This is a genomic window from Sphingobacterium litopenaei (assembly GCF_014692495.1).
In the GTDB taxonomy this organism is placed as follows: Bacteria; Bacteroidota; Bacteroidia; order Sphingobacteriales; family Sphingobacteriaceae; genus Sphingobacterium; species Sphingobacterium litopenaei.
In genome coordinates this window covers 21,972-43,130 of sequence record NZ_JACOIJ010000019.1, presented here as the reverse complement: position 1 = coordinate 43,130, position 21,159 = coordinate 21,972, and the positions used below count along the sequence as shown (strand labels likewise).

The window sequence follows — 21,159 nt, the reverse complement described above, 5'->3', positions numbered from 1 at the left end:
GTAATCCGACATTTTGGAAGTGTACTTACAGCAAACACTGACAAGGTGTCGGATATTTTTATAATGGCAAAATTATTGGTAAAAGTATTTGAGCTATTCAAATATCTTAAAAATAGTGTGATGATGAACGAAAAAGAGAATATCCAAGACGAGAATTTAGAGCAAAACGAGAACAATCAAGAGCAAGAAACAGCGCAAGAGCAAGCAGCAGAGCTATCGCAAGAAGAAATTCTTTCGAACAAATTAGCAGAAGCAAATGACAAATATGCACGTTTGGTTGCTGAATTTGACAATTATAAAAAACGTACATCAAAAGAGCGCGTAGAACTTATCCAAACTGCCGGTCAAGGTGTAATTTCAAAATTATTGACCGTATTGGATGATTTTGACAGAGCATTGAATGCTATGGCTACAGCACAAGACGTGGAATCTGTGAAGCAAGGTGTTGAATTAGTAAACAACAAATTCCGTAAAATCTTAGAAAACGAAGGTTTGAAAGAAATGAATGTTGTAGGCGAAGCGTTTGACGCTGATTTCCAAGAAGCAATTACAGCTATTCCTGCTCCTAATGAGGACATGAAAAACAAAGTAATTGATGTCGTGGAAAAAGGTTATACATTAAATGAGAAAGTAATCCGTTTCGCTAAAGTAGTGATTGGACAATAATATAAAAGTAAATGTCAAAGAGAGATTATTATGACGTACTTGGCGTATCACGCCAAGCTGACGCTGCAGAAATAAAATCGGCATATCGTAAGTTAGCCATTAAGTATCACCCAGACAAAAACCCGGGTAATGCAGAAGCAGAGGAGAAATTTAAAGAGGCGGCTGAAGCTTACGAAGTATTAAGCAATCCAGACAAAAAAGCACGATATGATCAATTTGGTCATGCAGGTAATTCAGCTGGATTTGGCGGTGGTGCTGGTGGTGGCATGAATATGGATGACATATTCAGCCAGTTTGGTGACATTTTTGGTGGCGGTAATCCATTTGAAAGTTTCTTTGGTGGTGGCGGTGGGTCACGTGGCGGACGTCGTGTACAAAAAGGAACGAATCTTCGCATCAAAGTCAAATTGACTTTGGAAGAAATTGCTAAAGGCGTAGAGAAAAAAGTAAAAGTAAATAAACAAGTCGTTTGTCATACTTGTGATGGTACGGGTGCCAAAGACAAATCTTCATTCCACACTTGTAAAACTTGTGGTGGTCAAGGTTCTGTAAGACGCGTTACCAACACGATATTAGGTCAAATGCAAACTACTAGCACCTGTCCTACTTGTAATGGTGAAGGTGTAGAAATCACAGCTAAATGTACGACTTGTCGTGGTGATGGATTAGAAAGAGGTGAAGAAACAATCTCTATCAATATCCCTGCTGGTGTAAGCGAAGGCATGCAATTGTCTATGAGTGGCAAAGGTAATGCTGCGCCTCGTGGTGGTATCCCTGGAGACTTGATCATCTTAGTAGAAGAAGTACCACACGAATCATTGAAACGTGATGGTATCAACGTTATCTACGATTTGTATATCAATTTTGCTGACGCAGCTTTGGGTACAAGTGTAGAAGTCCCGACTATCGATGGTAAAGCTAAAATTAAAATCGATCCAGGAACACAAGGTGGTAAAATCTTACGCTTAAAAGGTAAAGGTATTCCTGAAGTAAATTCTTATCACAAAGGTGATCAATTGATCTATGTGAATATCTGGACTCCGAAAGCAGTATCATCTGAAGAAAGAGAAATCTTAGAAAAACTAAAAGGTTCGGCTAACTTCAAACCGCAACCAGGCAAAAGTGAGAAATCATTCTTCGAAAGAATAAAAGAATACTTCGAGTAATCTATACACATGATTCTAGTTTGAAATCCCCTCAAAGTTTTGACTTTGAGGGGATTTTTATTTAATAAACAACCTTCTACCCCATTTTACATTTTTACCCTTATTTTGTTAAAAAGAGCTATTAAGTTTCCTTTATTTTCTATTTCTTGCAATCATAATCCATATACTTTTGGATTACTCAATAACCAATTGAAAAACATATAAACTAAATTCTATGAAAAAATCGAATTGCTTATTAGCTTGGGCTGGGCTACTCGTTGTTTCTTTAATAACAGCCTGCAGTTCATCCACTAAGACCCACGAACCTGTAGCAAAAACGACTTATGGTATAGTAAAAGGTAGCTATCAAGACACTGTTTATGCCTTCAAAGGAATTCCTTATGGTAAAGCAGAACGTTTTCAATCTCCACAAGATCCTGATGCTTGGAGCGACACTTTAGTGTGCGACAAATTTGGACCTGTAGCCAAACAAATCGTAGCATGGATTCCTGATTCTACGATGGATGAAAAAAAACTATTTAGTGTCAATGTGTGGACACAAGGTCTTAAAGACAAGAAAAAAAGACCCGTGATGGTATGGTTACATGGGGGTGGTTTCTTTGTGGGAAGCAGCAATGACCCTATGACTTACGGAGAAGCGATGGCTAAAAAAGGTGATATCGTATTTGTTTCTGTAAACCACCGTCTTAATATATTAGGATTTTTAGATTTGTCTGCTGCTGACAATAAATATGCACATTCTGCCAATGCAGGCATGCTCGATATTGTAAAAGCATTAGAATGGGTTAAAAATAATATTACTGAATTTGGTGGCAATCCAGATGATGTGACCATTGTAGGGGAATCTGGTGGCGGCGGCAAAGTCGGTACGTTAATGTGTATGCCTTCGGCTAAAGGATTATTCCACAAAGCTATTATTCAAAGTGGTACTTTAATTAATACCATGACGAAAGAAAAATCTCAAGCATTAGGAAATGCTGTGTTAGAAAAACTAGGCATCGCAAATAATGAATTGGATAAATTAGACACAGTAGATTACTTCCGTCTTGTAAAAGCTGGTAATGACGCTGTAGCTCAACTTTCCGGTGGTCCTCGCCAACCTGGCAATCCAACTATGTTTGGCTTTGCGCCTTCGGCGGATGGTGATGTTTTGTTACAACAACCATTCAGTCCTGGATTTGCAGATATCTCCAAAGATATTCCTGTAATGATTGGTTCTACTTTAAATGAAATGATGCCAGTAGCATATGCCGAAAAGAATTTAACATTGGAAGAGGCTAAAAAGCGTTTGGAAAAAACATATGGCGAAAAAACAGAGGAATTCATCAATTTATATAAAACCGCTTATCCCGACTTTACGCCACAGGATTTACTTTCTGTTGATGTAGTATTTAGACCTTTTACCATTCGTACAGCCGATGCACGTTCTAAAGAAACTACCACACCTGTATATGCTTATTTCTTAGCTTGGAAAAGCGGTGTAGAAGATTCGACAAAAGGTTCTTTTCACGGACTTGATATTCCATTAGCTTTCTATAATGTGGACTTGAGACCAGACTGGACAGGTAATACGGCAGAAGCTTGGAAACTTTCAGATAAGATGAGTTCAGCATGGTTGAATTTTGCTAAGCACGGTAATCCAAATGTAGATGGGGTTTTACCGAAATGGGATCCATATACTGCAGAGAATGGCGTGACTATGTATTTTGATAATGAACCCAAAATAGTCAACAACCATGACCGAGCATTAATGAATTTTATGCGCCCACTTGATTAACTATTTATAAAGGACTAGTTGTGAGAGCGTAGTCTCTTGCAGCTAGTTATTCTTTAGCTAGGGACAGAGGATCTTCTAACCTAAACTCCACAACCATCTTTTTGTTTTCCCGTTCAATCTCAATCTTGACCAACTTATCCTCACCTGCTTGCAGTTTGTTTTTAATATCTTGCAACTTCATTTTTCCTACCTTACGTCCATTTATTTTAGTTAGCTTATCCCCTACTTTGATACCCACATTTTCTGCAGGAGAATTTGGCCGGACCTGATCAATAACATAGCTAGCATGTAATTCTATAAGGTAATTCACTTCTGTGCTAAAATTGATTGTAGTACCCCCTTCATTCCCTCTTTCCACAAAATTTGTAACCCGATGTCGTACAAATTCAAAACCCGAATGTACTATTTCCAGACCACTCATATCCAAGGTATAAGGCTTCTTGAAATTTCGATTTGTTCGTAAATAGACTGTCCCGTTGGTATAATCCAAAATCACATAAAATCGACTCAATATTTGATTACCAATCGAACCAACTCTTCCTTTTACTATTCTTTCTCGATCATAACTATTTGTATCTGGATAGGATACTATAGGCAAGGGAATAGTATAGTCTCCTATTATTAATTTTGAAATTCTATTTTTAAGCCCAAACACTGCTCCATTAAAACCAAAACCCAAATAGTCACGAATATAAGGCTTGGCAACAGTATAATTTTCTAATTCCGGAGCAAACAGCATCATTGGATCTGAATTTCCTAAATCCAAAAGCAATTTCTGTTGTGTATACGTATTTTTCGGTGTGACAAAATCAACAATACTATAAGCACGATCATTTTCAATAGAAATTGGATAAGCGGTATATTTTGCGATATTAATGCCCAAATCATCCACATTGCGCGCTATAACGATCTTTTTCTTTATATAATCTATTGCCACTCCATTGGTTCGAAAAAACGCACTACCCAAAATGCCATGAATGTGTACACCTATATTTTTAGAAAGATTAAATGCGGTATCCGTTATTACATATAAGTGATGCGAAGTATCTACAGCAGAACCTATTTCCAATCTATTATGTCTGGACATCAGACCACTGATGGGTTTGCCAATTCCAAAACCTTGAAAAGTAAACGCTGATGTATTTTTTAGGCGTAGAGAATCCACCTCACCAAATAATAAGGTCTCTTTAACACCATTATCTAAGATAAATGTAAGCGGTTCCGCATTCAGTTTCACGGAGACGACGATGAGATTGTTAATAATTTCGAAAGGAATAACACATTGCGTCTTTTCGGAAGGCAACAACCAAACTTGTCCAATGGCGAGTTGAAAATTCACTATTACGAAAAAGAATAATAGTAGACGTCTCATGGAAATAAGTATTGGTTATCTGATTTGAATATAAAAAAAATAAAGCAGAGTATCTAAAAAAAGAAAGAGCCTACAACAGGGCTGTTGCAGACTCTCCTATTAACCAATTATAAACTTAAATTATGAGACTACAAAAGTACAAAATTTAGTTTACTATGCAAATTTTTTATGCGTTTTTTTGCGTTTTTATTCCTTATCGATCCACTTCTCCTAATACAATATCAATGGATCCTAAAATTGCTATTAGATCAGCAATTAATACTCCTTTGCCTAATTCAGGAAGAACGGATAAATTATTAAAACTTGGACCACGTGCTTTAACACGTCTTGGAATATCAGATTTGTCTTGTGTTTCGAAATAGAATCCTAACTCTCCTTTTGGGTTTTCTGATCTTACATAATATGATTGTGCCTTTAAGTTTACTTTTTTAGGCACTAAAGCTCTGGGATCAAAATCAGGCAAACGCGCAAAGTCCGACATTAACCGATCTAGACATTGCTCTATTATTTTTAATGACTCACGCATTTCATCTACCCGGACTTTATAACGGTCCCAACAATCGCCTACAGTTCCTGCTAAACCTTGACCTACTGGAATCTCGAAATCCAATTCTGGATAAACAGAATAGCCATCAACACGTCTTAAATCCCATTTAATACCACTTGCTCTTAACATAGGACCAGAACAGCCATAATTTATAGCTACGTCCGCTGGTAGAACTCCAATATTAGCGGTACGTTGAATAAATATTTCGTTATTAGTCAGAATCTCATCCAATTCGTCCAATTTAGGTCTAAAGTATTTGACAAAATCGACGCATCGCTCTTCAAAACCCACAGGTAAATCGTAAAATAAGCCTCCTACCCAAATATAGTTGTATAGCATACGAGATCCCGATGCCCACTCCAGCATATTCATAATATGCTCACGATCTCTAAAACACCACAAGAAAGGTGTGAATGCACCTATATCAATCCCATAGGTCCCGACAGCAATTAAATGCGAAGCAATACGATTCAATTCACATACCAGTACGCGAATATATTCCACACGCTTTGGTAATTTATCATCGATTCCTAACATTCGCTCCACCCCCATTACGAAGCTGTGGCTATTATTCATAGAAGCCAAATAATCCAATCTGTCCGTAAATGGAATGGATTTACCATAACTCATTGACTCTGCATGCTTGTCAAAGCAACGATGTAAATAACCTAAATGAGGAATCACATCTTTAACAATCTCACCATCTGTAATGAGCTCCAAACGCAACACACCATGCGTAGATGGATGTTGTGGCCCCATATTAATAACCATTTCGGTAGAACCTACGCTGGCTATTTTGTCTATATATTTTTGATAACCTTGATTGTATTTTTCCAGCATATTATTCTCCTTTTATTGGGATACCGTGGTATGACTCTGCATCTTCATAATCCTTGCGCAATGGAAAGCCTTCCCAATCATCAGGAAGCAAGATACGTCGTAAGTCAGGATGTCCTGTAAAATATATCCCCATCAAATCAAAGGCTTCTCGTTCATGCCAATCCGCAGTACGCCATACGCTAGCTACTGAAGGTATTTCTGGAAGATTTTCTGCAGTACGATTTTCAACAGTCAATTCTACGCGAATAGTCATCTGAGTTTGATAAGGTAATGAAGCCAAATTATACACTAGGGCAAAGCGATTTTCAGGATGATAATCCACAGCGGAAATATTAGCCAGAAAATCAAAATAGTATGATGGCGAATCACGTAAATAAAGACAAAGCTCAGTGAGGATATCTTCACTAACAATGATGGTATCTTGTTTAACACCTTCTACTAAACTTATCTTAGACTCTCCAAACTTTTGCTGGAGGTCATTCACTAAATTTTCTATCATGGCGCTAATCTATTTTTAGTCCAAACATTATGCTCTTTACGATAAACTATACGATCATGCAGTCTTGAACTTCTTCCTTGCCAGAATTCAAAGCGAACAGGTTTTACCAAATACCCACCCCAAAATTCAGGTCGTGGAATATTTTCCAAATCTTTATACTCCTGCTCTTTGTTCAGCACATTACTTTCTAACACTTCTCTATTTGCAATAATTTGAGATTGTGGAGAAGACCATGCACCTATTTGACTTCCTTTTGGTCGCGATGCAAAATATTCATCCGAATCTTCGGCAGGCAAAAAACTCACTTCTCCTTCGATACGTACCTGTCTTTGTAGCTCACCCCAGAAAAACAATAAGCTCACTTTGGATTGTCGTGCTATATCTTGTCCTTTTTGACTCGTATAATTTGTAAAAAAACTCAATCCATCCGCTTTCAGATCCTTTAGCAAGACTACACGTGTCGATGGATAACCAGCTTCATTTATAGTCCCTAATACCATTGCATTTGGTTCTAACACATGAGAATCCAATGCTTGATTAAACCACAATTGAAACTGTTCGAAAGGATTCTGTAAGGTATCGTTTTCCGACAAAGATCCTTTTGAATAATCTTCACGTATCGCTGCTATATCTTTATGTTCTATCGCCATGAATACTTTGTTAACTTTATCACAAACTTACTAAAAGCGTTATAAAAATCTACCTACAAAGTCGATTAAAAGATGGAATTTTATCTTTTGGTTATCATTTTTTTTGTAGATTTAGCTATAACAAATACGGAAACTAACTATGTTCAATGCACATACGCCAAAACAAGGTAGTTTGTTACTATCTGAGCCCTTCATGCTAGATCCAAACTTCGAGCGTTCTGTAGTTTTACTTTGTGAACATAATGAAGATGGTACTGTAGGTATGATTTTAAATCATCGCTCCCAGCTTATACTTTCTGATGTGATGGATGTAGAAGTGGTGGATTTCCCGCTTTATATTGGTGGTCCTGTACAGAATAATGCGGTATTCTTTCTGCACCGAGCCATAGATAAAATCCCAGATAGCACCCATATTTACGAAGATATATATTGGGGTGGAGATTTTGATCTAGCCATAATGATGATTAATGAAGGCTATTTATCTACGGACGAAATCAAATTCTTTTTAGGGTATTCGGGTTGGACAGCAGGACAGTTGGGGGAAGAGATAAATCAAAATTCATGGGCTGTACATAATAAATTCAGCACTGAATTAACCTTCATAACCGACGGCGAAGATCTTTGGAAACAAGCTTTAATTAGCTTAGGACCAAAATATGCTCATGTCGCAAATTTTCCTAAGAGCCCAAATTTGAATTAATATCTAATTCGATAGTATTTAATAATTGGGTTCTGGATTATAACTTATTAAAATGGGATTCTAAGAACTAGTACGAAAAAGCCCTATATTTTTAAAATCAGTTGAGAGCAAATCAACAAATCCTATTATATATAAGTTAGAGATTAGTGAAGCCTTTCCATAATCAAAACCCCTTGCAGGATAACTTAATGCCACTGGAGATAGCACAACCATAGTTGGCTCCCTTATTTAGCAAGATATCTATCCCCAAGCGTCTACTCCTACTAAGCTTGGATGAAATAAGATATGTAGTAAATTTTGAGAAAATAAAAAGCGAAACATTGCTGTTTCGCTTCTTGGGGAGGGTAAGTAATCGGGCTCGAACCGACGACCCCTAGAACCACAATCTAGTGCTCTAACCAACTGAGCTATACCTACCGTGTTTTGTTGATGCAAAGATAGTAAAAAACAGATTTACTGCAATAGCAGAATAAATTTTTCCCTTAAAATTCATTACTTAAACAAATAATAACCTTGAAATGAAATACTTTAATTTAGCATCTAAAAGACTTTTACCTAAATAAAAGTCTTTATTTATATTACTCAGAAAGTCTCTTTTCAAAGATTAAATAGCACCCAACCATCTTGCCAGTAATTTAGAATCTTGGACACAAAAAAAAAGCGATTACAAATAAAGCAGTTAAAACTGGAAAGATGATGTATAAAGTGTGTTATAACATAATAGTTTAGGATGATGGATATATTAGTTTGAACAATGAAGTTTTTTAACAATACCTAGTTATTGAGAATAATATTTAAGATTATAATTCAAACTAAATTGATTTAAGAAAGCCTGTTATAAGAAACTGGTTTTCTTTAAAAGTTTTATTAATTACTTGACCCAACCCTTTTCTCGGAATGAAGACTCAGCGAATTTCTTAGGATTTAATCTAAAACTAGCTTCTTCTCTAATATTAATAAGCAGTTTATTAGTTGGTTCAAAACTAAGACCATATTCAGCACATTTCATAGCTTTATCAAAATATCTTAGATTTTTGAGATAATTTTTACTTTGATTATATGATGTAATTGCATTGGTGTGCTTTTGCCAATTTGTCAAAATATCCCCTCTATGATAAGCAAACTTATAATGTTCGTTTGCTAAATCTGCAAGTCTATGTTTTTCCTTATCAATGGGATTATATTTTACATCATTAGATTGTAAGGTATAAGCCTGAGCAATTCCAGAGTTTGCTCTAATATTTTCTGGGTCAATCTCAATAGCCTTTTGAAAAAAATGAATAGCATTATTGAGCATATCTTTAGAATATTTATTTTTTCCAAATCTATTTTTCATTTCAAGATATCCTAATTCTATATAAGACTCTAAAAAATTAGGATCCAAATCAATAGAAAATAAAAATTCTTTCTTAGCTAGAACAAAGGATTTAGGGTGGTCTATATTGTCTAGAATTTTCCCCTTCATAAGGTATAAAAAGGGAAATTCAGAATTCATTTTAATTAACTCATCAATCTGTTCAATAGCAAAATCCGGATCAATATTTGATAATTGAAGTGTACGCAAAGCTTTATCTGCTGCTATAGTTTCTTTATGATTACGAGCTTTAGATCTTTTTAATAATTGAGTATTATTAAAGTCACCATCATTAAAGTGTTTCTTTTCAGATAGGAATTGCTCATATTTTTCTTTCAAATTAGTATATCCATCTTGTTCAATAAATCTTTTTGCATATACTTTTGCTAAATGCGGAATATTGTATCCAATATTTCCATCTTCAGTTGCATGACTCATCGCCAATGAAATAGAAGATAATACGGGGAGAATCACAAATCCTATTTCATCGGAATCAATTTCAGATATATAGTGAAGGTCATCCGCACTTAAATAATCTTCATCACTAGTTAGCGATAAAAGATAAAGTATTTTCTTTTGATTCACATCCAATTTACTAATGGAACCTTCAAAGCAAAATGTAAGTATCTCACGGTAAGCATCTCCGCTTTTTAAATTTTTTATAATTAATTCTATAGGAATATTATTTGCTAATTGATAACAGATTAATTGCCCAGCTAAAGGCATTCCCTTTGTATATTTATAAAGTTCCCTTACCTTATTCCTATATAAAGCTAGGAATGAATTGTTTTTATTGGTAAAATATTTGTATTGTGAATCTAAGAAATTAGGAAATTCTTCCACCTCTTTAAATCCAGTAAGATTTATCCTTGCCATAAAGAAACTACCCAAATTCTCTCTTGTTGTTAGAATTGCTTTACTTGAGTTTGGAAAATTTTCTAATAACCTTAATAATTCTAAATCGTTTAAAGTTTCTAAATTATCTACAATTAATAAAACCTTATAGGAATTCAAAAATTTTAAACATGTTTCTTCAAAATCTGACGATTCCTCATCCTCTGTTAATCCTTGTTCCTGTATAAATAAATAGATGTCCTTAATTAAATCGTTATAATTAGAATTATATTCTTCTATATTTTTTATTCCTAAAGGAGTATATTTATCTCTTTTAGAACTAGTCCATATTATAAATTCAAAATCAATATCTTGTAATTCACTTTTTATTATCTTTTCGCAGAAGTAGTGTACAAAACTCGTTTTTCCAATACCTCCAATACCATCAATTTGAATTATCCTATTATTTGGATTCTTTAGTTTAATATGTAAGTCTATCAAATGTTCTTCTCTACCTATAAACTCATTATAAAGATTCCTCTGAGATAATACATTCTCGATTATTTTGAATTTTACATTTTTCTTCCTAAAAAATACCGCATCCGCCTTAATCGAACGGCTATTTCGTCTACAATACACATCATTCCTTTTAAAAATGTTTTCAGGAAAAGACTTAGTATCCTTTCCCCATATCTTCTTTTGATATTGTCCATCTTTTTTGAAACTTAAAATTTCATTACTAGAATGTACATAAATGACAAAAAAAGGTTTAGCATCTAAATGTATGATATTAGAAATAAAATCAATATTTCCTTCACAATAACTATCTAATAAATCAGCTATGACTGCACTATCGCAATCATTATCACTGCGATCGTCCAATCCAATCCATTCAAAATTATTACTCACCCCAAAAATTAAATATCCCCCCTTAGTATTTGCAAATGCTACTATATCTTTCACCAATTCTAACTTGGATTTTGAATCTTTTATAGAAAAAACCTCTTTGAAATCTAAATCCTCAAATTCAGATTTAATTTTCTTATTCTTAATATTTAGTATAGTATCTTGTGATATCAGATCTATATTCTTTTTTGACTTAATATTAGGTTAATTTAGACTTTTAATTTCTTACAATTAATATACATCAAACTTCATAGATTAAAAATAGTAGAAGTCACTATTTTAATTTATTAATTAACAATATGCTTTAAGGAAAAAATTTAGGTAAACAAAAAAAGCCTCTCATTTCTGAGAAGCCTTTAGAAGCGGGTAAGTAATCGGGCTCGAACCGACGACCCCTAGAACCACAATCTAGTGCTCTAACCAACTGAGCTATACCTACCGTGTTTGTGCTACAAAAGTAGTAGAAAACACTATTCTTTGCAAATATTTATACACAAAAAATCCTCATTATGTAATAACACAATGAGGATTAAGGAATTATTTTTTGATTTGCATTAAATCATCTCTACACTACGCTTCACAAAGGATGTTAAATCCGCTCCTGTCAACAATCCACGAGACAATAAAGCCAAGTCAAACGCTTGTTTTGCTAATTTCTCAGCTTCTTCTTCCGAACTTTCAACGATACGTTTTACTAAAGGGTGGTTACCGTTTACTGTCACTTTGTAGTTGTCTGGTAAGTTTCCGTAGAAGCCCATACCACCACCTGTTTTTGCCATATCTTTCATACGACGCATAAACTCATCCAAAGTTACTGATACCGGCAATTCGTCCGCAGCTAAAGCTTCCACCTGCACATTCATATCTGTACGGTTGATTGCTTTTGTAAACAATTCAGAAGCTTTTTTGCTTTCTTCTTCGGATAAAGTCAACTCGATTTTTTCATCTTTTTGGATCAACTTATCGATTACATCCGAATCCACACGTTTCAATTGTACTTTCTCGCCACCTTTTTGCTCTAAGTACGAAGCAAAGTGTGTATCCAATGGACCATCCAATACTAATACATCATAGCCTTTTGCTTTTGCATTAGCGATAAAACCATCTTGTTGTGCAGCATCCGACGTATATAAGTAAACAATATTACCGTCTTTGTCCGCGTTGATATCTTTTACTTTCTCGTAGTATTCTTTTATCGTGTAGTTTTCCCCTTCAGTATTTTTTACCAAGCAGAATTCATTCGCTTTCTCCGCAAATTTCTCTTCGCTCAGCATACCGTACTTAATGAATAATCCGATATCATTCCATTTTTCTTCAAAACCTTTACGATCTGATTTGAAGATTTCTTGCAATTTGTCAGCTACTTTCTTCGTAATGTAATTGCTAATTTTCTTTACATTGCCATCCGCTTGCAAGAATGAACGTGATACGTTCAACGGAATATCTGGTGAGTCAATCACACCGTGCAACAACATCAAATATTCAGGCACAATGTCCTTCACTTCGTCCGTGATAAAGACTTGACGCGAATACAATTTGATTTTATTGCGTTGGATTTCTAATTCATTTTTGATTTTAGGAAAATATAGAATACCTGTCAAATTGAACGGATAATCTACATTCAAGTGAATCCAGAATAACGGCTCGTCAAATGTATTTGGATACAATTCACGGTAGAATGCCAAATAATCTTCGTCTTTTAATTCAGAAGGTGCTTTTGTCCAAGCTGGATTCGTATTGTTGATGATATTATCAACTTCTACGGATTTGTATTTTGGTTTACCTTCTTCGTCTTCGCCATCTGGTTCAGAAGAAGTTTTAGTTCCGAAACGAACTTGTACAGGTAAGAATTTAGCGTATTTGTCTAAGATTTCTTGCAATCTAAATTTGCTTAAGAACTCTTTAGAATCTTCGTTAATATGCAAGATTACATCCGTACCGCGAGTAGTACGTGTACCCACTGAGATTTCGTATGAAGTACTACCATCACACACCCAGTGTGCAGCCTCTGCTCCATCTTGGTAAGATAATGAATCAATCTCTACTTTATCAGCCACCATAAATGCCGAGTAGAAACCTAAACCAAAGCGACCAATGATTTCATTTGCATCATTAGCCTCTTTGAATTTTTCCATAAATTCTGTAGCACCAGAGAATGCGATTTGGTTGATGTATTTTTTGATCTCTTCGGCAGTCATACCAATACCGTTATCCGAAATGGTAATCGTTTTTGCTTCTTCATCGAATTTTACGTCAACAACCAACTCTCCCACCTCACCATTGAATTGACCTAAAGAAGAAAGACGTTTGATTTTCTGTGAAGCATCGACCGCATTGGAAACAAGTTCACGAAGGAATATCTCATTATCTGAGTAAAGGAATTTTTTGATTACCGGAAATATATTCTCGGTATGAATCGAAATAGTGCCTTTTTCTGTGCTCATATATTTTTAATTTTTCAGTTTAAATTTTACGCATAAGATTTATCAAGGTACGTTCCAAAAGAATTCTTTAAGACATTTTGACAGAGTAAGTGTCAAAATGAAAATATTTTAATTTTATTTTGAAGTTTAAAATAAAGTCTACTATAATTGTAGAGTATTCAGAATTGCAGTACGCAATACCAACCGAGTGAAGTCACCGCGGTGGTAAGATAATACGGGTTTCGTGCCAAAATAAACGTCCTAAACAACGCTTATTTTCCCTAAAAAGTTTCTGGATACAATTTATGGTTTAACCTTTTAAATTTTAAATTGTATGTCAAACACAACTGTACACTTGTATCAACACTTAATCGAAAAATTCAGCAATTATTCGATTGAAGAACTTATCCAACTCAACAATGAAACTGTAAAAGGAAAAGGTTGGGGATCAGCAAAAGCAACATTTAGAACAGCAATTATTACGGCTTTCTCGCGAAAAGGAATCGACTTGTCGCAGATAATTTCGAAAGACGATGGATTCACAACCGTGAAATCCGTCCCTGTTCGATTGGAAGATAATACTCTTGTTCCCCTAGCTTATTAAAATTTCTACAACAATAATTTTAAATCTTTTGCCAGAAGATTATGCAAAAAGAGACGCAATGCGTCTCTTTTTTTAATTGAGAATTGTTAATTGTTAATTGTTAATTGAGAATTAAGTCATTGCGACAATAGGAGAAATCTAAAACATTAATGATAGATTGTAATTTTTAATTGTTTACAGATATATACTCGTTGCAACCATAGGGAGTTCAGCAAAACTTAATGACGCTGCTAGAGTTTGGATATTTCTTAATCCTGACATCCAGCTACTCAATACTCATTATTCAATACTTATTTAACTTTTTAATTCCCATGCGATAAAGCATACAACGCAAAAGTTCCGAGCCAATGCGATCCCATATAATCATCCTGAGCCGAAAGATTTGGCAAAGAAAATTCTATATGGTTATTCGCAATTACACGAAGATGATGAAGTTCTGCTAAAGTATTACTAATACCATACAAACAGGCTGCACGACTGTAGTTCAAACCATCCAAATGCACCAACTTACCATCTGATCTATCCTTAACAATAGCTGGTTCTAATTTGAAATCCGCCTTAAATAATTTGGGCATAAATTTCCCCAGCCAAGTTTTGTATTCATTTTGACCTAAAAGTTTTGACATCAAATAAGCTTCTTCTAGACATGGCGATAAGAAATCATAACCACTCGGCTCATATCCCAGATCACAATTGATATCTTTTTCAAACAATCGCTTTCCGTGTTCGATAATAGCTTTTTCAAAATCCTTATATCCTACCGACCTTGCGTAATCCAAGGAAAGTGACAGTCCAAAAGCCGAATTATCATGCTGACCAGCACGGATAGGATAAACTAACTTGGGTAAATATTCCTCATAGCGTTGCACTAGCAGATCCACTAAAGGCTGAAGAGATGTTTTCCATCGCTGCGCATCCGCATCCTGCCATTTAGACAAACTTTCCTGTAATTTAAATAGCCAAGCCCAACCATAAGTGCGCTCAAAACTTTTGTTATTTGCGTCATTGAAAAAAGCCAATTCTATTGCCACATTCTCTGCCGTAATGTGTTTATTGAGAATGGCTCTTATTTTTCCGTCAACATCCAAGGATGGATATTTTTGCATCAATTCTACAATAGACCAGTATCCATGAACCGAAGAATGCCAGTCAAAACAACCGTAAAATATGGGTCGAAGTAGTTTAGGAGATTTTAGATCGTTATCCGAACCCAAAACCTGCCCCAATTTATTTGGGTATTCTACTTCTAGGCAATGAACAGGCAAATCAAAAATCCCTTTTGCCTGAGCCTCACTTAACACTATTTTTTTTAGGGTATCCGAAGTATGAAGTGAAGAATTAGAATTTGCAGATTTTTCACTACAACTCGAAAAAGATAATACCCAAGTAAGAGCAGCTAAGGAAACAACTTGTGCCTTCATTTGTTAAATTTATATGTTAATAATTACTTTAAAAGTATAAACAATTTTATAAAATAGAAAGATGAATATCACTGATCTCATTACTGGAGGAATAGGCTCGAAAGCTATTTCCCTTGTTGCAAAAACCCTAAATATTGACGAAAGTAAAGCTAAATGGGTAGTGGCCGCTGCAGTCCCTTTAATGATTGCCGCATTAAATTACAATTCCAAAAAGAGCAAAGAGAAAGAAGAAGGCATCAACAAAGCCCTGGAAAAACATAATGGTGGAATTTTCGATCAAATTGGAAATTTATTTGGGAATGGCCCTTCTGAAGATGACAATAAAATAGTCAATCACATGTTTGGTAGCAATACTGAGGTGGTGAAAGATAACCTAGCAGCTAAGACAGGTCTTTCTGCGGATAAAATCGGAGGTGCTTTGGCCATTCTTGCTCCAATTGTAATGGGCTACTTAGGGAAACAAAAACAACAAGAATCTTCTTCTGGTGGAATAGGAGATATATTAGGAAGCGTATTAGGCGGAGGACAATCAAATTCATCCGCTGAAGGCGGAATTTTAGGTTCTATTCTTGGGTCTGTCTTAGGTGGAGGCGGAAGTTACCAATCCTCGTCCCAAGGAGATTTAGGTGGATTAGCAGATCTAGCAGGTGAATTTTTCAATAAAGGAAATGATAATAGCAAGAAGGGCTTTATCTTAGATTCTTTGGCGGGGATGTTTGGCCGATAAAAAAAAAGCGATGTCAATGACATCGCTTTTTTGCTTAATTAGTGAGTATGACCGATATCTTCCAGCGATTTTCCCTTTGTTTCTGGCAAGAATAAAATAAAAACAAAAGACAAAACAACCATTACTGCATACAACAAGAATATATAAAATCCTCCTTGTTGATTACCCTCTACGATAACTGGAAATATCCAAGAAATCAATGCTGCAAATACCCAATGCGTTGTACTTCCTAAAGAAGAACCTTGTGCGCGAACTTCATTCGGAAAAATTTCCGCTAAAAACACCCAAATTACAGCACCTTGAGAAAGAGCAAATGAAGCGATAAATCCGATGATGTAAAAAAGCAGGTAACTAGAAGATTCACCTTTCAGACCAAAAGCCGTAAGCATCAAAAATATAAACATACCAACAGCGCCTGATAATAATAGCTTCTTCCGCCCTACTTTATCAATAATACTCATCCCCACGAGAGTGAATAATACATTAGTACCGCCAATAAAAATAGGTTGCAAATAACTTAAATCTGCATCAAAACCTGCCATATCAAATATTCGAGGCGCATAATATAAAATAGCATTAATACCTGTCAACTGATTAAAAAAGGCTAACAGCACTGCAAAGGTAATAGGCTTGAAATATTTAGACTGAAACAAAGACGTCGTAGCCTTCGGGGTATCCACCGTCAGGTGGCTTTCTATTCCCAAAATTGTAAATACTGCCAGTGCTTCTTCATTTCGGTTATGCAATAATAACCAACGCGGACTTTCGGGAATATTGCGCAGTAGAATATAAAATACAATAGAAGGAATTGCCATAATACCTAACATATAACGCCACGCATTTTCCCCAGTACCAGCAAATAGGAAATTGGTCAAATACGCGATAAAAATCCCACTTACAATCATTATCTGAAATAGTCCCGTTAATTTCCCTCTGTCTTTTGCTGGCGATATTTCGGAGATAAACACTGGTCCAACGACAGAACTTATCCCTACAGATACACCTCCAAGGAAGCGGAAGAATAAAAACATAGACCAGAAATTTGCTAAAGCACAGCCTACAGCGGATAATAAGTATAATATAGCGATAAATAGAAGCACCTTTTTACGACCATATTGGTTCATAAATTTACCAGCACTTACTGCTCCGATAATGGTTCCTATCAACGAGATGGATACTGTAAGCCCATGCCAGAAGGAATCTAATTGCCAGAGTTTTTGGATAATTTGTTCTGCACCTGATATTACAGCGGTTTCAAAACCAAAAAGGAATCCTCCCAGCGACGCAATTAGGGCATATTTCCATACATTTTTCATAAGTTTATATTTTATTTGTTAGGCCCCTGTGTACTATTACGCACCACCAAAACTGATGGTATAATATCATCACGTAGCCAATCTGATTCCCCATTAATTTGTTTCAGAACGCTTTCAACAATACGCTCTGCAATTTCTATAATGGGTTGTCTTACACAAGTAACAGTTGGCTTGACTAGCTCAAAAACTTCATGATCATCAAAGGAAACTATTCCAAACTGATGAACTATGTCATATCTACTTAAAACTTTATAGCCAGATATACATAAATAGTTGGTACTAAAATAAATCGCGTCAAGATCATTTTCATTTATGAATTGACCAATCAGTTCCTCTCTTTCAGGCACATTTAAACGATAAGGAATTTCTAGCAGTAATGGCTTTAGATTTTGCTGATTTACTTCATTGATATAAGCCTGTTTTCTTTCTAGCATTTGGGATTGTGAGGAATCACTAGTAATCATCCCTATATTTTTGTAGCCTTGTGCAAATAAATGTTTGACTGCAACAGCACTTGCCTCATAATTATTTGTACCAACGTAAGCGGTCGAAATCTCTTGTGCACGTCTATCAAATATCACTAAAGGAATTTGAGAATGAATGAGTTTTTTAATAGCCTTATTCATGTCCATTGTTGGTGCGATAATGAGTGCCGCAATTCTTCGCTCCATCATACTATTTATAATGCCCTCACCCAATTTATCCACTCCATTCGTACTACTATAAAGCACGTGATAACCTTTTTCACGAAGACTAGACTCAATTTTCAAAGCTATTGGCCCAAAAAAACTATCGCCAATATTCTCAACAATCAAACCAATCGTATTCGTCTTTCCCGTTGCCAAACTTTGGGCAATTGAATTTGGCTTGAATCCTATTTCCTTGACATAATCAAGGATTTTTTTCTCCATTTCTTCACTAATCCTCGACTGTTTGGCTTTACCATTAATAACTAATGAAACAGAGGATTTGGAAACGTTTAGAGCTTTAGCTATTTTACTTATTGACATTTCGTGTATTTAAAGTTTAGAAATACGCGCAAACATTTCGGCTATTGCAAATTGATCGAGTAACCACTTTTTATTCTCAGACTCTTGTTTCTTTCCAGACCAATCTTTAGAAAATAGTCCATCTTTGTCCCTCATATTTACCCAAGCATATTGTAGGTTTGCACGAAATGTGTCTAAATAAACTGAATTTTTATCCACATCGTAGAGTTCGACGTAACCACGCAACATAACAGCGATAAACCAACTATCACTTCTCTTTAGAGTGGGATAACTTTTACCTTCTGATTGTATAGTTTTACTAGCATCAAAAAAATATTTATATCCACCTTCAGCTGTTTCTTGCGCATCTTTCAAATAATTTTTATTTGCTGTGTGCTTATACAGAAGTGTTGCTGCTTGGATCATTTGTCCCGTATTATATGGATATTTAGCTTTATCAATTTTACCATCTAGTTTGATATTATCCCAATACGTTTTATCTTCTGGGTCTTGCAAATTTGATTTTGTCCATTGATAAAGTTGCTTCGCTTTATCCAAGTATTGATTGGATTTGGTAGCCTCATATAGTTTCATCAGATAAACCACAGCAGGTGCATTAGAGCATGTATTCTTAGATTCTTTTTTCTGTTCCATCCAATAGATACCGCCACCTAACTTATCATCCCAGCCACTTTCGACAAATCGCCAAATTTCCTCCGCTTTTTTTAGATAACTCTGCTGATCGGTATGAAGATATAAATCCAAAAAATCAATTCCCAACCAGATATTATCATCATAAAAACGGTCTGATTGTGGTGCAAATTTCACATACGAAGCATATGCATATGGATCGCGTGTGTCAAAATACTGTTCCAGACCTGGTAATATCCTTTGATCTATTTGTTTTTTTACTGCCGAATCATTTTCCTTTTCTAGTAATACAGTATATGCTGACAAACTACCTGAAAAAGGCCACAAATAAGAGTATGGGTTTGTTTTATTTTCATTAACACCACCACCTAAATAACTTGCACTATATTTTTCATCATAAGGATAATTTTCTCTGTATAGAAATTTACCATCATTGACTGCATACAATTTATCTATTATTTGTAGAGTTTGTTCGGCTTTCTTATAATATTGGTCTTGCGCTATAGCTGTACAAGAACAGAACGCTATAAGCATGGGAATCATAACTTTAAATGTTGCTTTCATTGGTAATCGAAATAAAAATAATTATTTATTTAATAATGTAATGCCTTCAAATAACATAGCTGCACTACTTTGACTTGTCAATTCGGTCGTACCTACAGGCGATTGTGCCCATGAAGGCCCAAATAAGTATACACCTTCTAGATTTCCTAATTGCCACGCTGTTTTTACATTATGCTTAAGGAAATTTTCAAACTTGGTTCTATAGCCATCTTGAATACCTTCAAGTTTTAAATATTTAACGAAATAGCGAATGAAAATACCTTTAAATAAGCCTCCATCTCCAGAGCCCTCATTTCTTAATATGTTATTTGCTGGATCAATGCATTTGGTAATTGTATAATTTGCTATTTTTTGTCCATCATTAAGATACAATGGGTCTTTCGTAATCGTGTAAAGCTCTACAGCAGTCCCTAAGAATGTACCTTGATTGTAGGTAAGAGCTACCTTATTCAAGACATCAGTCTGACCATTTATATTATCATAAACGGCGCCTGTTGAACGATCAAATAAATAATCCTTTTGCCATTCATAAATGCTAATGGCCCAATCTAAATAAGTTTCATCCTTTGTTAATTTGTATAAGCGTGCTGCTAAAACACTTGCAGGTCCATTTGAACAAGCATTTTTTGAATAGAGCATATCTTTTTTCCAAGCCAATCCACCACCTGCAAACTCAGTATTCCACCCTTTAATGATATCATTCCACAACAACAACACAGCATCCAAGTATTTTTGTTCTTTAGTGATTTCATACAATCTTAGCATAGTCAATGCATTCCATTGCATATCATCGTAATAAATATTATAGTACGATCCGCCGTTTTTTGCCTTTACACCATCAAACCATTTATCAAAATACACTGAATATTTAGTGTCATTTGTACGTTCGAATGCATCAATCACGACATCCATGGCATGCGCATTTGGCCAATATTGGAAACCACGGTTTGACCCGTCGTTTCCATAATTAAAATAGCCTTCATCGTTCCAGAAACCGGATATCAACGTATTCGTTGCTTTATCTGCCATCTCTGCATATGGAGTAGTAATCTCATTATCAAATTGATATTCGTCTTCTATCTTTCCACAACTATTCATCCAGAGCGCACATGATATAATTGATAATATTAATATTTTTTTCATAGCACGTTCT

17 protein-coding genes, 2 tRNA genes and 1 riboswitch are annotated in these 21,159 nt (G+C 35.2%); of the genes, 6 read left to right on the top strand and 13 right to left on the bottom strand.

Annotated elements, in window-relative coordinates; genetic code table 11:
* The first annotated feature begins 123 nt into the window (after window positions 1–123).
* The 3 genes from H8B04_RS10760 (at window position 124) to H8B04_RS10750 (ending at window position 3,609) form a co-directional block, all read left to right on the top strand.
* A complete protein-coding gene (locus H8B04_RS10760; RefSeq protein ID WP_165292108.1) occupies window positions 124–666 on the top strand; it encodes a nucleotide exchange factor GrpE in 543 nt (180 codons plus the stop codon).
* Window positions 667–677: 11 nt separating this feature from the next.
* The gene (dnaJ, locus tag H8B04_RS10755; RefSeq protein ID WP_165292096.1) at window positions 678–1,832 is read left to right on the top strand and encodes a molecular chaperone DnaJ; all 1,155 of its coding nucleotides are present in this window, start codon (window positions 678–680) and stop codon (window positions 1,830–1,832) included.
* Between the two features lie 214 nt (window positions 1,833–2,046).
* On the top strand, window positions 2,047–3,609 hold the full coding sequence (locus H8B04_RS10750; protein WP_190302332.1) for a carboxylesterase/lipase family protein: 1,563 nt from the start codon (window positions 2,047–2,049) through the stop codon (window positions 3,607–3,609).
* Between the two features lie 46 nt (window positions 3,610–3,655).
* Here H8B04_RS10750 and H8B04_RS10745 read toward each other — a convergent pair whose 3' ends face one another.
* From H8B04_RS10745 to pdxH, 4 genes are all read right to left on the bottom strand, one after another.
* On the bottom strand, window positions 3,656–4,981 hold the full coding sequence (locus H8B04_RS10745) for a PDZ domain-containing protein (RefSeq protein WP_190302331.1): 1,326 nt from the start codon (window positions 4,979–4,981) through the stop codon (window positions 3,656–3,658).
* Window positions 4,982–5,174: 193 nt separating this feature from the next.
* A complete protein-coding gene (locus H8B04_RS10740) occupies window positions 5,175–6,368 on the bottom strand; it encodes an NADH-quinone oxidoreductase subunit D (protein ID WP_317170656.1) in 1,194 nt (397 codons plus the stop codon).
* Between the two features lies 1 nt (window position 6,369).
* Window positions 6,370–6,867, bottom strand: a complete 498-nt coding sequence (locus H8B04_RS10735) for an NADH-quinone oxidoreductase subunit C (protein ID WP_190302330.1) — start codon at window positions 6,865–6,867, stop codon at window positions 6,370–6,372.
* Entirely contained in the window at window positions 6,864–7,517 is a 654-nt protein-coding gene (pdxH, locus tag H8B04_RS10730) for a pyridoxamine 5'-phosphate oxidase (RefSeq protein WP_165292091.1), read from the bottom strand. The genes H8B04_RS10735 and pdxH overlap by 4 nt, the downstream gene beginning before the upstream one ends.
* Window positions 7,518–7,656: 139 nt before the next feature.
* On the opposite strand from pdxH, the gene H8B04_RS10725 reads away from it, so the two are divergent.
* Window positions 7,657–8,217, top strand: coding sequence for a YqgE/AlgH family protein (locus H8B04_RS10725; protein WP_190302329.1), 561 nt, complete (start codon window positions 7,657–7,659; stop codon window positions 8,215–8,217).
* Between the two features lie 343 nt (window positions 8,218–8,560).
* Here H8B04_RS10725 and H8B04_RS10720 read toward each other — a convergent pair.
* The 4 genes from H8B04_RS10720 to htpG form a co-directional block, all read right to left on the bottom strand.
* A tRNA-His gene (locus H8B04_RS10720) sits at window positions 8,561–8,634 on the bottom strand.
* Window positions 8,635–9,088: 454 nt separating this feature from the next.
* Window positions 9,089–11,443 carry an RNA-binding domain-containing protein gene (locus H8B04_RS10715; RefSeq protein WP_317170657.1) on the bottom strand — a complete coding sequence of 785 codons (2,355 nt, stop codon included), beginning with the start codon at window positions 11,441–11,443 and terminating at the stop codon, window positions 9,089–9,091.
* Between the two features lie 233 nt (window positions 11,444–11,676).
* Window positions 11,677–11,750, bottom strand: a tRNA-His gene (locus tag H8B04_RS10710).
* Between the two features lie 115 nt (window positions 11,751–11,865).
* On the bottom strand, window positions 11,866–13,755 hold the full coding sequence (gene htpG / locus H8B04_RS10705) for a molecular chaperone HtpG (RefSeq protein ID WP_190302327.1): 1,890 nt from the start codon (window positions 13,753–13,755) through the stop codon (window positions 11,866–11,868).
* A gap of 149 nt (window positions 13,756–13,904) precedes the next feature.
* A riboswitch (SAM-I-IV-variant riboswitch) is annotated at window positions 13,905–13,999 on the top strand.
* 69 nt (window positions 14,000–14,068) lie between these two features.
* Between htpG and H8B04_RS10700 the strand changes: the two genes are divergently transcribed.
* On the top strand, window positions 14,069–14,338 hold the full coding sequence (locus H8B04_RS10700) for a 5-oxoprolinase (RefSeq protein ID WP_165292084.1): 270 nt from the start codon (window positions 14,069–14,071) through the stop codon (window positions 14,336–14,338).
* A gap of 302 nt (window positions 14,339–14,640) precedes the next feature.
* On the opposite strand, the gene H8B04_RS10695 is transcribed toward H8B04_RS10700, so the two are convergent.
* On the bottom strand, window positions 14,641–15,759 hold the full coding sequence (locus H8B04_RS10695) for a DUF2891 domain-containing protein (protein WP_190302326.1): 1,119 nt from the start codon (window positions 15,757–15,759) through the stop codon (window positions 14,641–14,643).
* Between the two features lie 61 nt (window positions 15,760–15,820).
* On the opposite strand from H8B04_RS10695, the gene H8B04_RS10690 reads away from it, so the two are divergent.
* Complete coding sequence (locus H8B04_RS10690; RefSeq protein WP_165292443.1) at window positions 15,821–16,486, top strand: DUF937 domain-containing protein; 666 nt, start codon at window positions 15,821–15,823, stop codon at window positions 16,484–16,486.
* 38 nt (window positions 16,487–16,524) lie between these two features.
* Here H8B04_RS10690 and H8B04_RS10685 read toward each other — a convergent pair whose 3' ends face one another.
* From H8B04_RS10685 to H8B04_RS10670, 4 genes are read right to left on the bottom strand one after another with little or no spacing between them, the layout of a single operon-like run.
* Window positions 16,525–17,802, bottom strand: a complete 1,278-nt coding sequence (locus tag H8B04_RS10685; RefSeq protein ID WP_190302325.1) for a sugar porter family MFS transporter — start codon at window positions 17,800–17,802, stop codon at window positions 16,525–16,527.
* Window positions 17,803–17,813: 11 nt separating this feature from the next.
* Window positions 17,814–18,812: a LacI family DNA-binding transcriptional regulator gene (locus tag H8B04_RS10680; RefSeq protein WP_165292441.1), complete on the bottom strand. Its 999-nt coding sequence runs from the start codon at window positions 18,810–18,812 to the stop codon at window positions 17,814–17,816.
* A gap of 9 nt (window positions 18,813–18,821) precedes the next feature.
* Window positions 18,822–20,006 carry a glycoside hydrolase family 76 protein gene (locus H8B04_RS10675; protein ID WP_190302324.1) on the bottom strand — a complete coding sequence of 395 codons (1,185 nt, stop codon included), beginning with the start codon at window positions 20,004–20,006 and terminating at the stop codon, window positions 18,822–18,824.
* 21 nt (window positions 20,007–20,027) lie between these two features.
* Window positions 20,028–21,149: a glycoside hydrolase family 76 protein gene (locus H8B04_RS10670; RefSeq protein WP_190302323.1), complete on the bottom strand. Its 1,122-nt coding sequence runs from the start codon at window positions 21,147–21,149 to the stop codon at window positions 20,028–20,030.
* Window positions 21,150–21,159: the final 10 nt, after the last annotated feature.

Excerpts from the sequence above, each read along its gene's own strand:
- H8B04_RS10760 (WP_165292108.1), top strand. The coding sequence starts at position 124 with ATGAACGAAAAAGAGAATATCCAAGACGAGAATTTAGAGCAAAACGAG.
- dnaJ (WP_165292096.1), top strand. The coding sequence starts at position 678 with ATGTCAAAGAGAGATTATTATGACGTACTTGGCGTATCACGCCAAGCT.
- H8B04_RS10750 (WP_190302332.1), top strand. The coding sequence starts at position 2,047 with ATGAAAAAATCGAATTGCTTATTAGCTTGGGCTGGGCTACTCGTTGTT.
- H8B04_RS10745 (WP_190302331.1), bottom strand. The coding sequence starts at position 4,981 with ATGAGACGTCTACTATTATTCTTTTTCGTAATAGTGAATTTTCAACTC.
- H8B04_RS10740 (WP_317170656.1), bottom strand. The coding sequence starts at position 6,368 with ATGCTGGAAAAATACAATCAAGGTTATCAAAAATATATAGACAAAATA.
- H8B04_RS10735 (WP_190302330.1), bottom strand. The coding sequence starts at position 6,867 with ATGATAGAAAATTTAGTGAATGACCTCCAGCAAAAGTTTGGAGAGTCT.
- pdxH (WP_165292091.1), bottom strand. The coding sequence starts at position 7,517 with ATGGCGATAGAACATAAAGATATAGCAGCGATACGTGAAGATTATTCA.
- H8B04_RS10725 (WP_190302329.1), top strand. The coding sequence starts at position 7,657 with ATGTTCAATGCACATACGCCAAAACAAGGTAGTTTGTTACTATCTGAG.
- htpG (WP_190302327.1), bottom strand. The coding sequence starts at position 13,755 with ATGAGCACAGAAAAAGGCACTATTTCGATTCATACCGAGAATATATTT.
- H8B04_RS10700 (WP_165292084.1), top strand. The coding sequence starts at position 14,069 with ATGTCAAACACAACTGTACACTTGTATCAACACTTAATCGAAAAATTC.
- H8B04_RS10695 (WP_190302326.1), bottom strand. The coding sequence starts at position 15,759 with ATGAAGGCACAAGTTGTTTCCTTAGCTGCTCTTACTTGGGTATTATCT.
- H8B04_RS10690 (WP_165292443.1), top strand. The coding sequence starts at position 15,821 with ATGAATATCACTGATCTCATTACTGGAGGAATAGGCTCGAAAGCTATT.
- H8B04_RS10685 (WP_190302325.1), bottom strand. The coding sequence starts at position 17,802 with ATGAAAAATGTATGGAAATATGCCCTAATTGCGTCGCTGGGAGGATTC.
- H8B04_RS10680 (WP_165292441.1), bottom strand. The coding sequence starts at position 18,812 with ATGTCAATAAGTAAAATAGCTAAAGCTCTAAACGTTTCCAAATCCTCT.
- H8B04_RS10675 (WP_190302324.1), bottom strand. The coding sequence starts at position 20,006 with ATGAAAGCAACATTTAAAGTTATGATTCCCATGCTTATAGCGTTCTGT.
- H8B04_RS10670 (WP_190302323.1), bottom strand. The coding sequence starts at position 21,149 with ATGAAAAAAATATTAATATTATCAATTATATCATGTGCGCTCTGGATG.